Source organism: Cognatundibacterium rivi, from assembly GCF_018139565.1.
Classification (GTDB): Bacteria; Pseudomonadota; Gammaproteobacteria; order Burkholderiales; family Burkholderiaceae_D; genus Undibacterium; species Undibacterium rivi.
In genome coordinates this window covers 162858-176032 of record NZ_JAGSPK010000003.1, presented here as the reverse complement: position 1 = coordinate 176032, position 13175 = coordinate 162858, and the positions used below count along the sequence as shown (strand labels likewise).

The following is a 13175-nucleotide window of genomic DNA, read 5'->3' as shown; positions in this document are numbered from 1 at the left end:
AACGAAAGAGGCAGAACATGCAAATCCAACATGGTGTTTTTATTATTACTGGTGGTGCTTCCGGCTTGGGTGCCGCGACGGCAAAGATGATAGCTGCCAATGGCGGTAAAGTCGTTTTAGCGGATTTACAGGTGGAAGCTGGTGAGAAACTGGCTGCCGAACTGGGCGGGATCTTCGTGAAGTGTGATGTAACTTCAGAAGCGGATGGCAAAGCAGTTGTCGATGCCGCGACTGCATTGGGCACCGTGCGCGGCCTGGTAAATTGTGCAGGCGTTGCGCCAGCCGTTAAAACAGTCGGTAAAGATGGCCCACATCCGCTCGATGTATTTCAGCGTGTCGTTAATATTAATCTGATTGGCACGTTCAATATGTGTCGACTGGCCGCCGATGCGATGGCAAAAACAGACGCGACAGAACAAGGCGAGCGCGGTGTGATTATTAATACCGCGTCGGTCGCGGCGTATGACGGACAAATCGGTCAGGCGGCTTATGCATCCTCTAAAGCGGCGGTGGTTGGACTGACCTTGCCGATGGCACGTGATTTATCCCGCAGTGGGATTCGTGTTATGACGATTGCTCCAGGTATTTTTGAAACACCGATGTTGCTGGGCATGCCGCAAGAAGTACAGGACGCGTTAGGAAAAATGGTGCCGTTCCCACCTCGTCTCGGTAAGCCGGAAGAATATGCACATTTATCCAAAACGATTATTGAAAATGTGATGCTGAATGGCGAAACTATCCGTCTGGATGGCGCTATTCGCATGCAGCCCAAATAACCTCGCGGTGCCGTTGATGTTGTCAGCGAGCGCAACGTCTGCGTTTGATCTGATGACAATTTCGTTGCAGGCTAATACACTAGGGCGAACACTTGTTTGCCCTTTTTTATTGTCGGAGTCTGATGAATCCTCATTCTGAAACTGGATTGATCCTGACCGGTGGTGGTGCCCGCGCCGCTTATCAGATGGGCGTGCTGGACGAAATTGCCAGGATTTTAGTTGAGGAAGCATCCTGGTCGCCTGCTACTAACCCTTTTGGCATTATCTGCGGCACCTCTGCCGGTGCCATCAATGCGACCGCTCTGGCTTGTCGAGCAGATCACTTTGCTGAATCGGTCGCGCATGTGCTCAAGGTCTGGGAAAACTTTGAAGCAGCACAAGTCTACCGGTCTGATTCTTTAGGGGTCATCCGGACAGGCGCGCGCTGGCTGACTCTGTGGTCATTTGGCTGGTTGTTGAACAAATGGCGTCAGTCGCCCCCCAATTCTCTGCTCGATAGTTCACCGCTCGCAGATTTGCTGAACCGGATGCTGGATTTGCCGCGATTAGACGCTGCACTGCAATCGGGCGCTTTGCGGGCGTTGGCGGTGACGGCGTCGTCGTACACGTCTGGACATCACTTAACTTTTTATCAGACTCTGGCGGACATTGCACCATGGGTAAGAAGTCAGCGTTTGTCGCAACGTGACTTTATCGCTGTCTCGCATTTAATGGCATCGGCAGCAATTCCATTTATTTTTCCGGCGGTTCCTTTGAATTGGGAAGGCCATCTTCAATATTGCGGTGACGGTTCTATGCGCCAGTTGGCACCGATTTCCCCGGCGATCCATCTGGGGGCAAAGAAAGTGCTGATCGTGGGTGCAGGTAGACTGGCAGAACCTCCTGCTACGAGTGCAGATCATGTGCAATACCCCAGCCTTGCGCAAATTGCCGGCCATGCGCTTTCAAGTATTTTTCTCGACAGTCTCGCCGTTGATATTGAACGGCTGACGCGGATTAATAAAACCCTGTCCTTGTTGCCCAAAGAAGCCCTTGCAAATGCGCCGTTGCGCCCAGTAGAGTTGCTGGTGATTGCACCTTCTGAACGTCTGGATGAAATTGCGAGTCGCCATACCGGCAGCTTACCTTTGCCCGTTCGCACCATGTTGGGAGGCGTCGGTGCAACCGAGGCACGTGGCGCGGCACTGGCATCCTATCTTTTGTTTGAGGCAAGTTACACGCGCGAACTGATTGAGTTGGGTAGACGTGATACCAGGGCAAAACAAGAAGAGGTATTAAATTTTTTCCGTTCAGAAGACGACATTCTCAAACGATAGCAGGCTAGTCAGCGATGAATGAAGGTTGATACATGGCGAGCAAACCGTTAATCTACGGTTTAGTTCACCGTTTGCATCATGCTAAATTAATGAGTAGTTAATGAGAAATTTTCGCTTTTTTCGCCAGTACTTTCTCTTTTTGACGATTGCTTTACTTGCTTCTGTTGCATTTGCAAAAGATAATGTCGGCATCGTGTTCGTCAGCGAGCTTCCGCGCGAGGCACAGACAACCTTGATGCTGATTAAGCAAGGTGGCCCGTTTCCATACGAAAAAGATGGCGTTGTTTTTGGTAATTACGAGTCCAGACTCCCCAAGCAAAAGCGTGGCTATTATCACGAATACACAGTCAAAACCCCGAGAGCCCGCAATCGTGGTGCTCGTCGCATCATCGCTGGCGGGATACCGGCGCAATCCGGGGAGTATTACTATACCGATGACCATTACGAAAGTTTTCGGCGTATCAGAGAATAATTATGATCTCATCACCTGAGGGAGAAATGGATTTATTAGTAACAGTGGCGCCGAATGTCGTGCAGTCGATTCGGGCTTTCCGTGTTCCTGATCTGCAGGCTGAAGCGGCGCATCTGGGACAGCATTTTTTGTACGCATACTGTCTTGACACGACGACCAAGCAACAAGTTTTGGCTAAAATTGCTGCATCTTTCGGTTTTCCAAAGCATTTCGGGAAAAATTTTGACGCTCTGTATGATTGTCTGACAGATATGATTCATCAGGCTGGCCCACAACCCGGCTTTGTCATTGTTCTGGAGCAATTACCGAATACTCCGAAATTCGATAAAGAAGCGCGTGAAATTTTATTAGATGTGTTTCGTGATGCCGCCGATTTCTGGGCAGAAAAGAAAGTTGCCTTTCGGGTATTTTATTCATTTGAATAATCATCTTGATGTTGCCAGACTAAAATGCCGGCGCTGATGACCGGCATTTTTATTTGGGAGTCAGTGCCTTACAGCGTTACAATGCCGCCATGAAAAAGATCGTTATTCTCATTTCTGGTCGTGGTAGTAATATGCGGGCAATCGTTGACGCCTGCATGTCACAAAAATGGCCAGCACAGATTGCTGCCGTCATCAGTAACAAAGCCGATGCCAGTGGTTTGGCTTATGCTGCCGGACTTGGCATAGATACAGCCGTTGTCGTCAGTAAGGAATTTTCATCTCGCGAAGCATTTGATTGTGTGCTGCAGCAGACGATTGACGAATATTCGCCTGATCTTGTTGTTCTGGCCGGTTTTATGCGGATTCTCACACCTGCATTCGTCGAGCATTATGCGGGGCGTTTGCTGAATATACATCCATCATTGCTGCCGAGTTTTACTGGCCTCGCGACACACCGGCAGGCACTGGACGCTGGCGTCAAGGTGCATGGTGCAACGGTGCATTTTGTGACTGCAGAGCTCGATCACGGGCCGATTGTTGCGCAGGCTGTAGTTCCGGTCAAAGCGGATGATACCGAGGACAGTCTGGCTCTTCGCGTACTGGAGCAGGAGCATGTCATTTATCCACAGGCGGTACGCCTGTTTGTGGAAGACAAAATCAATATTACTGGCCATATCGTTAAGGTCAGTGAATAAACAGGTCAACATTGACCGATATAGAATTTTAAGGAAGCAGTATGAGATTACCTCCCGCCATTACTGGCCACACAGAAGAAGTTTTACGCGAGATTTTACGTTTTACCGGTCCAGCCGATGGTACTTTATCTCGCTATTTCCGTGAACATCCGCGCCTTGGTTCGCGCGAACGCGGCGTGATCGCAGAAGCGATTTATGGCTTGTTGCGGAATAAATCGGTGTACACCAATTTTGCTGAATCTGGCTCTGGTTCGCCGATGCGACGTCTGACCTTACTTGGCCTGGCCGATGCTGTCGGAGCTGAATCCTTGGGTGGGCTCAGCGAAGAAGAAACCAGCTGGTTAGAACGGGTAATGCAAATTGATCGCTCACATTTACCTGTCGTAATGAAGTCAAATTTACCCGCCTGGCTGTGGGAAAAATTAAGTGAACGTTTTGGTGAAGAGAAGGCGCTGGCTCTGGCTGAATCATTGAATACACCGGCTTCTCTTGATTTACGTGTGAACTCGATGAAGGCTAATCGTGATGACGTGGCTGCGGCTCTTGCGCAGGCACCGATTATTGCTGAGCCGACACCGTATTCCAGCACTTGTTTGCGGGTAAAGAAAAAGCCATCCATACAGAATTTGCCCTTATTTAAAGATGGCACGATAGAAGTTCAGGACGAAGGCAGTCAGCTACTCGCACAACTGGTTGGCGCTCGTCGCGGTGAAATGGTGGCAGATTTTTGTGCCGGTGCCGGCGGTAAGACATTGGCGTTAGGTGCGACGATGCGCAACACAGGTCGTTTGTATGCATTTGATATTTCTGAGAAGCGTCTGGCGAAGCTGAAACCACGACTCGCGCGCAGCGGTTTATCAAACGTGCATCCGGTTGTGATTGCACATGAAAAAGACGCAAAAATTAAGCGCTTGGCGGGGAAGCTTGATCGCGTGCTGGTCGATGCACCATGCAGTGGTCTCGGGACTTTGCGCCGTAATCCAGATGTCAAATGGCGGCAGACGGTCGAAGGTGTGGCGGAACTGAATGTAAAGCAATCTTCTATTCTGGCGAGTGCTTCTCGCATGGTGAAAGCTGGTGGCCGTCTGGTATATGCAACATGCAGTATTCTGGACGAAGAGAATGAAGCGATTGTTCAGGCTTTCCTGGCGGAACATGCTGATTTCACTTTAGTTCCAGCATCAAAAGTTTTGGCTGAGCAAAAGATAGAACTGGAGATGGGTGACTATCTGAAATTGTATCCACATATTCATCAGACTGACGGTTTCTTTGCTGCGATATTAGAACGCAATAAATAATTTGTTCCTTCTATCTAGTCCTCTTCGTTATGCGATGAGGACATTTTTATTTTCCCGATATGAGCGCACCATTACTCGCCAGTTTATTGTCTGATCTGGCCACCGATTTTCGTGAGCCTCAGTTTTTTTGGCAAGTGGGGACCGTGTTATGTTGTTTTGCGCTCGCCTGGGGAGTTTCACGCCTCCTTAAAACTAGTGTTGCCGGAACTCATGAGCGGGCCAGTTCGGGTGTCGTTCAATTAGGTGTCGGTAGCTTTTCACGTGTACTGACTCCTGCGCTGACCTTATTGTTTTTACTGATAGGTAAAGCGATTTTGGGGCAATGGCAGCATACCAATCTGATCCGATTACTATTTCCAGTGATAGGTTCTCTGGCACTTATACGCTTTGGGTTTTATGTTGTACGTAAGACTTTTGCCAGGGATGGAAACTTAGGTAAGTTTCTGGCTCTTTTTGAAAAGCTATTCGCGGGCTTGGTGTGGGTCGGGGTTGTTTTGCACTTCAGTGGTTTGTGGCCAGATTTACTGGAAGCAATGGATGACCTGGTCATTCCTGTTGGTAAGAATAAAATTTCCTTGCTGACGATTTTTCAGGCAAGTATTTCCGTCGCGATTACTTTAATTGTTGCATTGTGGGCCAGCGCCGCACTTGAAACCCGGCTGATGATGTTGCCAACGGTGCATACATCGTTGAAAGTTGTTCTCTCCCGTGTCGGGCGCGCATTGCTGATTCTCATCGCAATTCTGATGAGTCTGACCATAGTCGGAATAGACTTAACCGTTCTCTCCGTATTTGGTGGTGCGCTTGGGGTTGGCCTAGGATTTGGTTTACAGAAAATTGCCAGTAGTTATGTTTCGGGGTTTATTATTTTGCTCGACCGCAGCATGTCTATCGGAGATATGATTACCGTAGATAAATTCAGCGGAAAAGTCACTCAGATCAATACCCGATACACCGTTGTGCTGGGGCCCGATGGTTCGGAATCCGTGATTCCAAACGAAATGCTGGTATCAACTCCGGTACAAAATTATTCGTTAACCAATAGCAAGGTGGCGATGTCGACGGATCTGACGGTTTCCTATCAGACTGATCTGGATACTCTGCTGGCTCTGTTAGCATCAGCGGCCGCTAAAGTTGCGCGGGTTGCACAAGATCCTGCCCCGTCGGCGTCGCTGATAAAGTTTGGTGCGGATGGTTTTGATATCCGTGTAGGATTCTGGATATCTGATCCAGAAAATGGGCGTGTCGGCGTGCTGTCCGAGGTTAATCTGGCGATTTGGCAAGTCATTAAAGAGCACAATATTGATCTGCCGTTCCCACAAAGAGTGGTGACATTACTCAAAAATGAGCCATCGGAGGCGGCAAAGTTGAGCTGATGAACGCTATAAATTGGTGGAACCCCTCTAAAAACGCGTACAATACCCGCGCACGTGCCACTAAGGTTGTGCGTATATTTATACAACATAAGCTACGAAGCAAGCGATAACGACGGAGTACATGATATTTTGAGCACTTTTATTGAAACCGCAATAGATTTTCTTTCCAATGGCATTACCCGTGCTACTGGCTGGCAAGTTTTCGTATTCACAGCAATCGTTACTCATATTACGATTGCCAGCGTAACGATTTTTCTCCATCGCTGTCAGGCGCATCGCGCACTGGAATTGCACGCTATTCCTAGTCATTTTTTCCGCTTCTGGTTGTGGCTGACCACTGGTCAAGTCACCAAAGAATGGGCTGCCATCCATCGTAAACATCACGCAAAATGCGAGACTGAAGAAGATCCGCATAGCCCACAAACGCGCGGTATCAAGAAAGTGTTGTTTGAGGGCGCGGAATTATATCGTAGCGAATGCAAGAATCTGGAAACCATGCAGAAATACGGCCATGGTACCCCAGACGATTGGTTGGAGAGGAACGTCTACACCCGCTTCAGTGGGCGAGGCATTGTTTTAATGCTGCTTATCGATTTTCTCTTGTTTGGTGTGATTGGCATTACTGTCTGGGCAGTGCAGATGGTTTGGATTCCGATTACTGCTGCAGGAATCATTAACGGTATCGGTCACTACTGGGGCTATCGTAATTACGATTGTGTTGATGCTTCGACCAATATATTTCCGTTGGGAATATTGATTGGTGGTGAAGAATTGCACAATAACCACCACACGTTTGGCACTTCGGCGAAGTTGTCCTCTAAGTGGTACGAGTTTGATATTGGTTGGATGTATATCCGCTCCATGGAAATGGTTGGCTGGGCGACGGTAAAAAAAGTGGCGCCGGAACCCAAATTCGTCGAGTTGAAATCCTCAGTTGATATGGAAACTTTGCAGGCGGTGATCACTAATCGCTACGATGTCATGGCTAAGTATGCAAAATCTTTGCGCAAAACCTGGCACGATGAAGTTGTTTTATTACGCGAGAAAGCACAGTTTGAAGCGGCACGCCTGAAAGTCACAAAAAAGCTGTTGCAGCGTGAACCGACCAAGCTGGAAGTATCTCAGAAACAAGAATTGTCGGAAGTGTTGGCACACAGTACGGTATTGCAGACGATGCATGATATGCGTGTTGAATTAGGGCTGATCTGGGAGCGCTCGACAGTCAGCCGCGAGCAACTGGTGCATCAACTGCAGGATTGGTGTCTGCGTGCTGAAGCATCGGGTATTCAGGCTTTACACGATTTTTCCCGCAGGTTGCGCACCTACGCCTGATTACTGAGTAGCGTATAAGAAACGGCGTTAGTAGCGCCGTTTTTTTATGGTTCATCGAGAACATTCCGGGAAACGAAAGATGAAAAAAAACCTCGCAATGCGAGGTTTTTTTATTGCTACTAAAACACAAAATTATTTAATTTTGGTTTCTTTGTAGATGACATGCTTACGTGCCTTAGGATCAAATTTCATGATCTCCATTTTTTCAGGCATCGTGCGCTTGTTTTTGGATGTTGTGTAGAAGTGACCTGTACCAGCAGTCGATTCCAGTTTGATTTTGTCGCGACCAGATTTAGCCATGATGATTTCCTAACAATAGTTTAGCTTAAACTTTTTCGCCGCGAGCACGCAGGTCAGCCAAAACCGCATCAATACCGATTTTGTCAATGACGCGCAGACCAGCGTTAGATAAACGCAGAGAAACCCAACGGTTTTCTGATTCTACGAAAAAGCGACGGTTTTGCAGGTTAGGCAAAAAGCGACGTTTTGTTTTGTTATTAGCGTGGGAAACGTTGTTGCCAACCATCGGCCCTTTCCCAGTTACTTGGCAGACACGTGCCATATTTAACTCCTTGATAGTTTCCGAAATTGGAAAAAATGAGAGTATAAACAAAATCTCATGAATTATCAATGACTTGCGAAAAACAATTGTGTCTTAGTTTAAAAATTAATTTAACAATTTAAAATTCAGAGTAAACCATGCTCTGCGAAGGAGTAAACATCTGGGTTTGCAATAATAAAATGATCCAGTACTCGTATATCGACCAGTGCCAGTGCCTGCTTCAGAGTTTGGGTTAGTCGCACATCGGCATCACTGGGTTCGCAGGAGCCTGACGGGTGATTGTGTGCAAGGATAATGGCTGCCGCATTGTGTTGTAAGGCCGTTTTAACTACTTCTCTGGGGTATACGCTGGCGTGATTGAGTGTGCCCCGAAATAATTCTTCTGATGTAATCAGTCTGTTTTTCGTGTCGAGAAACAGAACCGCAAATGATTCATGTGCTTTGTTTCCGATTAAGAGTTGCAGATAATGCTTGACGGCTTGCGGTGAAGACAGGGAGGCGTTGCTCTGTAACTCTTCGTAAATAGACCTTCTGGCCAATTCGAGCACAGCTTGCAATTGTGCATACTTAGCATGCCCTAATCCGTGAATGGCAGAGAATTCGGTAATGCTGGCGTTAAACAACTTTGATAAAGAGCCGAAGCTATTGATCATCTCACGCCCCAGGTCCACCGCGCTTTTCCCGGTAACGCCAGTTCGTAAAAACACCGCCAGGAGTTCTGCGTCTGATAACGCAGACGCGCCAAATCTGATCAGTCTTTCCCTTGGCCTCTGATCTTCAGGCCAATCGTTAATTGCCATATTTACGCCACTCCGGAATTTTGAGAAAAGAATCGAAGTACAAAAGCTGGCTTACAATAGAACCTTATTTGTTAAAGCCATTGATCATGACCACTACGAACACCCCCATTGTTACTAAAGATGCTTATCTTACTTTGCATTATCGGCTTGCAACCTTAGATGGTGAAGACATTATCAGCACATTCAAAGAAAGCCCGGCTACATTGCAGATGGGAACTGGCCAACTGGCTCCTGAGCTTGAATTGTCTCTGATCGGCTTGGCAGAGGGCGCTCATGTAACGCAAGAGTTATCGCCAGAAAAAGCGTTCGGTCCACGTAATCCTGATTTGGTTCAGCGTGTATCTATCGCTACTTTAAAAGAAAATTCGGCATCTGGCGAACAATACGTCGTCGGAGATCTGGTTGATTTTGCTGCTCCTTCCGGTGGACGTTTTGCCGGAGTGTTACGTTCAGTGGATGAACAGGGATATATTTTTGATTTCAATCATCCCCTTGCCGGTCAGACCTTATTATTTGAAACAAAAATCATAGGGATTTTGTAAGCACATGGAAAAAGAGATTTTATTGGCTCAACCCCGCGGTTTTTGCGCTGGGGTAGATCGTGCGATTGAAATCGTGGAGAGGGCGCTGGAGAAATTCGGTGCACCTATCTATGTCAGGCATGAAATTGTCCACAACGCTTATGTTGTGAATGATTTGAAAGAAAAAGGGGCTATTTTTATCGAAGACCTGAATGATGTTCCTCGTGGAAATACCTTGGTTTTTTCTGCGCACGGAGTATCGCAGGCAGTCCGTAAGGAAGCAGAAGAACGTGGCGTACAGATTTTTGATGCGACCTGTCCTTTGGTCTCAAAGGTTCATTCTGAAGTTGTTAAGATGCGTGATGAGGGCCGGGAAATTATTATGATCGGCCACCAGGGACATCCTGAGGTCGAAGGCACAATGGGACAATCAGAGGGGGGAATGTATCTGGTCGAGACGATCGACGATGTAGAGCATTTGTCTGTTGCTGATCCTGCCATGCTGGCTTATGTTTCGCAGACGACCTTGTCCGTTGACGATACTGCTGAAATTATTGCTGCTTTAAAAAAGCGATTTCCATTGATCAGTGAACCCAAAAAGGGCGACATCTGTTACGCAACAACCAACCGTCAGGAGGCTGTAAAGTTCATGGCACCTCAAGTCGATCTGGTGTTGGTGGTTGGAAGTCCAAACAGTTCGAATTCAAATCGTCTACGCGAACTCGCTGAAAAAATCGGGGTACCTGCATTTATGGTCGACAATGCGGCACAGATCAATCCTGCATGGCTGGAAAATGTTTTGCGCATCGGTGTTACTGCGGGCGCGTCTGCGCCGGAGGTATTGGTGGCTGAGGTGATTGCCCGGTTGCGCGATCTTGGTGCACGCAGCGTCCGGGCTTTAGACGGTGTTCAGGAGCACGTGACGTTTCCTATGCCAAAAGGACTCAGTGCTAGTAAGGAAGTATCACGCGAGGCAAACTCATCGACATAACAATTGAAAAATTTGTTTTATGTCGATATTCAATATTTTATTTTGCTAATTCGTATTTAAGATTGTTCCGCACATCAATGCGGATATTTACCAAATTGATCAAGTGTTGACAGTCGCCATTGATTTTTGTGGAAAATACGTAGCATGGGGTGGTTTTTTTACCACTCGCACAGTGTGTTGCATCTGTATAATTCCGCCCACTTCAATGGCGTAACAAAGAAGTCTAAATATTAGAAAAACTTTTACAAAAAGTTGCAGAGGAGAATTGATCATGTGCATTACACGTACTATTGGCACTCTCGATATGATGACGCGCCTTTTCGGATAGCAAATTGTTAAAACACGAGCGGCCCCCTGATTAAAGGGAGCCGTTTTTTGTTAACAGGAATGATTTTTGCTGATTACGAACTAGCTTATCCAGTTCTAAGTCGTCGTTTAGCTGAAATTCCGATTCGTTTATAGAGAGAGATGCGAAATATGGATACCTTTATCCAACAAATTATTAATGGGCTTGTCTTAGGCAGCATGTACGCTCTGGTTGCCCTGGGGTACACCATGGTCTATGGGGTACTGAATCTGATTAACTTTGCGCACGGTGACGTGCTGATGGTGGGTGCGATGGCGGGGCTGAGTATCATCAAGCTTTTGCAGGTCTATGCGCCCGGACTTCCTGGTTTCGTCATGTTGCTAATTGCAATTCTTGGCGCCATTCCAGTCTGTATTGCTGTCAATCTGCTGATCGAACGTGTGGCCTATCGCCGTTTGCGCAATGCGCCTCGTCTGGCGCCATTGATCACGGCAATTGGTGTTTCACTTCTGGTGCAGACCTTTGCCATGATGATCTGGGGGCGTAGTCCCATCTCATTCCCATCCGTCATGCCGACTATCCCTGTTGAGGTTGGCGGAGCAGTGATTTCTCAGGTGCAAATTTTACTGCTGGTGCTGGCCACGGTGGCGATGATAGGGTTGGTGCTGCTGGTAGAAAAAACCAAGATGGGGCGCGCGATGCGGGCCACGGCTGAAAACCCTCGTGTTGCTGGCTTAATGGGGGTTGATTCGAATAAGGTGATCGTCGCCACGTTCGCGATTGGTGCCGCACTTGCTGCTATTGCAGGCGTAATGTGGGCTGCCAATTATTCATCTGCACAGTTCGCCATGGGATTTGTTCCCGGCTTAAAAGCCTTCTCGGCGGCCGTATTAGGCGGAATCGGTAATATTTATGGTGCAATGGTTGGTGGCATCATTCTTGGGTTGATCGAAAGTATGGGAGCAGGATATATCGGTGATTTAACCGGAGGTGTGCTCGGTAGCCAATACCAGGATATTTTTGCTTTTATTGTTTTGATTATCGTACTGACATTGCGACCATCCGGCATCATGGGTGAACGCGTTGCTGACCGTGCATAAGGGGAAGATCAATGTCAACTATATTTGATGTCAAAGCGAATCCTGAAAAGGCCTACACCAGCTTTGCTGTGTTGGGATTAGTGCTGGTTCTTTTTCCGTTTATTGCTGCAAATTTTGGTAACTCCTGGGTTCGTATTATCGATTTTGCGTTGCTTTATATTATGCTGGCGCTGGGTTTAAATATTGTGGTCGGTTTTGCCGGCTTGCTCGATTTAGGCTATATCGCGTTTTACGCGGTCGGGGCTTATCTGGCAGCACTCTTTGGTTCACCACAGTTTGCGACTGTTCTGGCGTCGTTTGTTGAAAATTACCCTGCACTTGGGAATTTTCTGGTAACGCTGTTTGGCCCGGAAATCGCAGAAAAGGGTATTCATCTTTCGGTCTGGATCATTATTCCTTTTGCCGCAGCCATTGCGGGCTTATTTGGTGCATTGCTTGGCGCGCCGACATTAAAGCTGCGCGGTGATTACCTTGCAATCGTCACGCTGGGTTTCGGTGAGATTATCCGCATTTTTATGAATAATATGAATGCGCCGGTCAATATCACGAACGGGCCTCAGGGGATCAACATGATTGATCCGGTCAGCATCTTAGGTGTTTCGCTGGCAGGTGAAGCGGGTTCCAATGCGACGATTAATCTGGCTGGTTTTAGCATGCCATCGGTGAATGCCTATTATTTCTTGTTCTTATTTTTGTGTATCGCTATCGTGATTGTATCGACACGTTTACAGCATTCGCGTCTCGGAAGAGCCTGGGTAGCGATTCGTGAAGATGAAATCGCTGCAAAAGCAATGGGTATCAATACGCGTAACGTGAAATTGCTGGCGTTTTCCATGGGCGCATCATTTGGCGGTATTTCTGGTGCCATGTTCGCATCGTTTCAGGGATTCGTTTCGCCAGAGTCTTTTTCTCTGACCGAGTCTATGGTGATTCTCGCTATGGTCGTGTTAGGTGGTATTGGTCATATTCCAGGCGTGATTCTGGGCGCGATTCTGATCGCGGCATTACCTGAAGTGTTACGTCACGTGGTTGAGCCAGTGCAGATGTTGATATTCGGAAAAATCTGGATTGATGCTGAGGTATTGCGTCAACTGTTGTACGGTCTGGCAATGGTGGTTGTCATGTTGAATCGTCCGGCCGGTTTATGGCCAGCGCCGAAACATGAAGACAGAATGGCCAAAACGAATGACGCAGCAGCATAAGG

Annotated in this window: 14 protein-coding genes and 1 pseudogene; 12 read left to right on the top strand and 3 right to left on the bottom strand. The window is 47.6% G+C overall.

The window, feature by feature from the left end; all coding sequences use genetic code 11:
* Positions 1 to 17: 17 nt before the first annotated feature.
* The 8 genes and pseudogenes from KDM87_RS09475 (at position 18) to KDM87_RS09440 (ending at position 7690) form a co-directional block, all read left to right on the top strand.
* On the top strand, positions 18 to 776 hold the full coding sequence (locus KDM87_RS09475) for a 3-hydroxyacyl-CoA dehydrogenase (RefSeq protein WP_212678854.1): 759 nt from the start codon (positions 18 to 20) through the stop codon (positions 774 to 776).
* A 122-nt stretch (positions 777 to 898) separates the two neighbouring features.
* On the top strand, positions 899 to 2092 hold the full coding sequence (locus tag KDM87_RS09470; RefSeq protein WP_212678853.1) for a patatin-like phospholipase family protein: 1194 nt from the start codon (positions 899 to 901) through the stop codon (positions 2090 to 2092).
* A gap of 100 nt (positions 2093 to 2192) precedes the next feature.
* Positions 2193 to 2564 carry a ribonuclease gene (locus KDM87_RS09465; RefSeq protein ID WP_186896746.1) on the top strand — a complete coding sequence of 124 codons (372 nt, stop codon included), beginning with the start codon at positions 2193 to 2195 and terminating at the stop codon, positions 2562 to 2564.
* A gap of 5 nt (positions 2565 to 2569) precedes the next feature.
* A pseudogene (locus KDM87_RS09460) lies at positions 2570 to 2989 on the top strand (barstar family protein); the annotation flags it as partial.
* Between the two features lie 89 nt (positions 2990 to 3078).
* Positions 3079 to 3684 carry a phosphoribosylglycinamide formyltransferase gene (purN, locus tag KDM87_RS09455; protein WP_212678852.1) on the top strand — a complete coding sequence of 202 codons (606 nt, stop codon included), beginning with the start codon at positions 3079 to 3081 and terminating at the stop codon, positions 3682 to 3684.
* Between the two features lie 353 nt (positions 3685 to 4037).
* Positions 4038 to 4982, top strand: coding sequence for an RsmB/NOP family class I SAM-dependent RNA methyltransferase (locus KDM87_RS09450; protein ID WP_408058727.1), 945 nt, complete (start codon positions 4038 to 4040; stop codon positions 4980 to 4982).
* Positions 4983 to 5041: 59 nt separating this feature from the next.
* Positions 5042 to 6358 carry a mechanosensitive ion channel family protein gene (locus tag KDM87_RS09445; RefSeq protein ID WP_212678850.1) on the top strand — a complete coding sequence of 439 codons (1317 nt, stop codon included), beginning with the start codon at positions 5042 to 5044 and terminating at the stop codon, positions 6356 to 6358.
* Positions 6359 to 6487: 129 nt separating this feature from the next.
* Positions 6488 to 7690 (top strand): DesA family fatty acid desaturase, encoded by a 1203-nt coding sequence (locus tag KDM87_RS09440; RefSeq protein WP_230407684.1) that lies wholly within the window; start codon positions 6488 to 6490, stop codon positions 7688 to 7690.
* A gap of 132 nt (positions 7691 to 7822) precedes the next feature.
* Here KDM87_RS09440 and rpmG read toward each other — a convergent pair whose 3' ends face one another.
* The 3 genes from rpmG to radC form a co-directional block, all read right to left on the bottom strand.
* A complete protein-coding gene (gene rpmG / locus KDM87_RS09435) occupies positions 7823 to 7990 on the bottom strand; it encodes a 50S ribosomal protein L33 (RefSeq protein ID WP_110257750.1) in 168 nt (55 codons plus the stop codon).
* Positions 7991 to 8015: 25 nt separating this feature from the next.
* Complete coding sequence (rpmB, locus tag KDM87_RS09430; RefSeq protein ID WP_162040513.1) at positions 8016 to 8252, bottom strand: 50S ribosomal protein L28; 237 nt, start codon at positions 8250 to 8252, stop codon at positions 8016 to 8018.
* 125 nt (positions 8253 to 8377) lie between these two features.
* Complete coding sequence (radC, locus tag KDM87_RS09425) at positions 8378 to 9052, bottom strand: RadC family protein (protein WP_212678849.1); 675 nt, start codon at positions 9050 to 9052, stop codon at positions 8378 to 8380.
* A gap of 86 nt (positions 9053 to 9138) precedes the next feature.
* Here radC and KDM87_RS09420 point away from each other — a divergent pair, with 86 nt between their 5' ends.
* From KDM87_RS09420 to KDM87_RS09405, 4 genes are all read left to right on the top strand, one after another.
* Positions 9139 to 9594 carry an FKBP-type peptidyl-prolyl cis-trans isomerase gene (locus KDM87_RS09420; RefSeq protein WP_212678848.1) on the top strand — a complete coding sequence of 152 codons (456 nt, stop codon included), beginning with the start codon at positions 9139 to 9141 and terminating at the stop codon, positions 9592 to 9594.
* A gap of 4 nt (positions 9595 to 9598) precedes the next feature.
* The gene (gene ispH, locus KDM87_RS09415) at positions 9599 to 10564 is read left to right on the top strand and encodes a 4-hydroxy-3-methylbut-2-enyl diphosphate reductase (protein WP_212678847.1); all 966 of its coding nucleotides are present in this window, start codon (positions 9599 to 9601) and stop codon (positions 10562 to 10564) included.
* Positions 10565 to 11041: 477 nt separating this feature from the next.
* Positions 11042 to 11971 (top strand): branched-chain amino acid ABC transporter permease, encoded by a 930-nt coding sequence (locus KDM87_RS09410; RefSeq protein ID WP_212678846.1) that lies wholly within the window; start codon positions 11042 to 11044, stop codon positions 11969 to 11971.
* An 11-nt stretch (positions 11972 to 11982) separates the two neighbouring features.
* Positions 11983 to 13173 (top strand): ABC transporter permease subunit, encoded by a 1191-nt coding sequence (locus tag KDM87_RS09405; protein ID WP_212678845.1) that lies wholly within the window; start codon positions 11983 to 11985, stop codon positions 13171 to 13173.
* Positions 13174 to 13175: the final 2 nt, after the last annotated feature.

What these genes read in the sequence shown, in the direction of transcription:
- KDM87_RS09475 (WP_212678854.1), top strand. Translation starts at nt 18, where the DNA reads ATGCAAATCCAACATGGTGTTTTTATTATTACTGGTGGTGCTTCCGGC.
- KDM87_RS09470 (WP_212678853.1), top strand. Translation starts at nt 899, where the DNA reads ATGAATCCTCATTCTGAAACTGGATTGATCCTGACCGGTGGTGGTGCC.
- KDM87_RS09465 (WP_186896746.1), top strand. Translation starts at nt 2,193, where the DNA reads ATGAGAAATTTTCGCTTTTTTCGCCAGTACTTTCTCTTTTTGACGATT.
- purN (WP_212678852.1), top strand. Translation starts at nt 3,079, where the DNA reads ATGAAAAAGATCGTTATTCTCATTTCTGGTCGTGGTAGTAATATGCGG.
- KDM87_RS09450 (WP_408058727.1), top strand. Translation starts at nt 4,038, where the DNA reads ATGCAAATTGATCGCTCACATTTACCTGTCGTAATGAAGTCAAATTTA.
- KDM87_RS09445 (WP_212678850.1), top strand. Translation starts at nt 5,042, where the DNA reads ATGAGCGCACCATTACTCGCCAGTTTATTGTCTGATCTGGCCACCGAT.
- rpmG (WP_110257750.1), bottom strand. Translation starts at nt 7,990, where the DNA reads ATGGCTAAATCTGGTCGCGACAAAATCAAACTGGAATCGACTGCTGGT.
- rpmB (WP_162040513.1), bottom strand. Translation starts at nt 8,252, where the DNA reads ATGGCACGTGTCTGCCAAGTAACTGGGAAAGGGCCGATGGTTGGCAAC.
- radC (WP_212678849.1), bottom strand. Translation starts at nt 9,052, where the DNA reads ATGGCAATTAACGATTGGCCTGAAGATCAGAGGCCAAGGGAAAGACTG.
- KDM87_RS09420 (WP_212678848.1), top strand. Translation starts at nt 9,139, where the DNA reads ATGACCACTACGAACACCCCCATTGTTACTAAAGATGCTTATCTTACT.
- ispH (WP_212678847.1), top strand. Translation starts at nt 9,599, where the DNA reads ATGGAAAAAGAGATTTTATTGGCTCAACCCCGCGGTTTTTGCGCTGGG.
- KDM87_RS09410 (WP_212678846.1), top strand. Translation starts at nt 11,042, where the DNA reads ATGGATACCTTTATCCAACAAATTATTAATGGGCTTGTCTTAGGCAGC.
- KDM87_RS09405 (WP_212678845.1), top strand. Translation starts at nt 11,983, where the DNA reads ATGTCAACTATATTTGATGTCAAAGCGAATCCTGAAAAGGCCTACACC.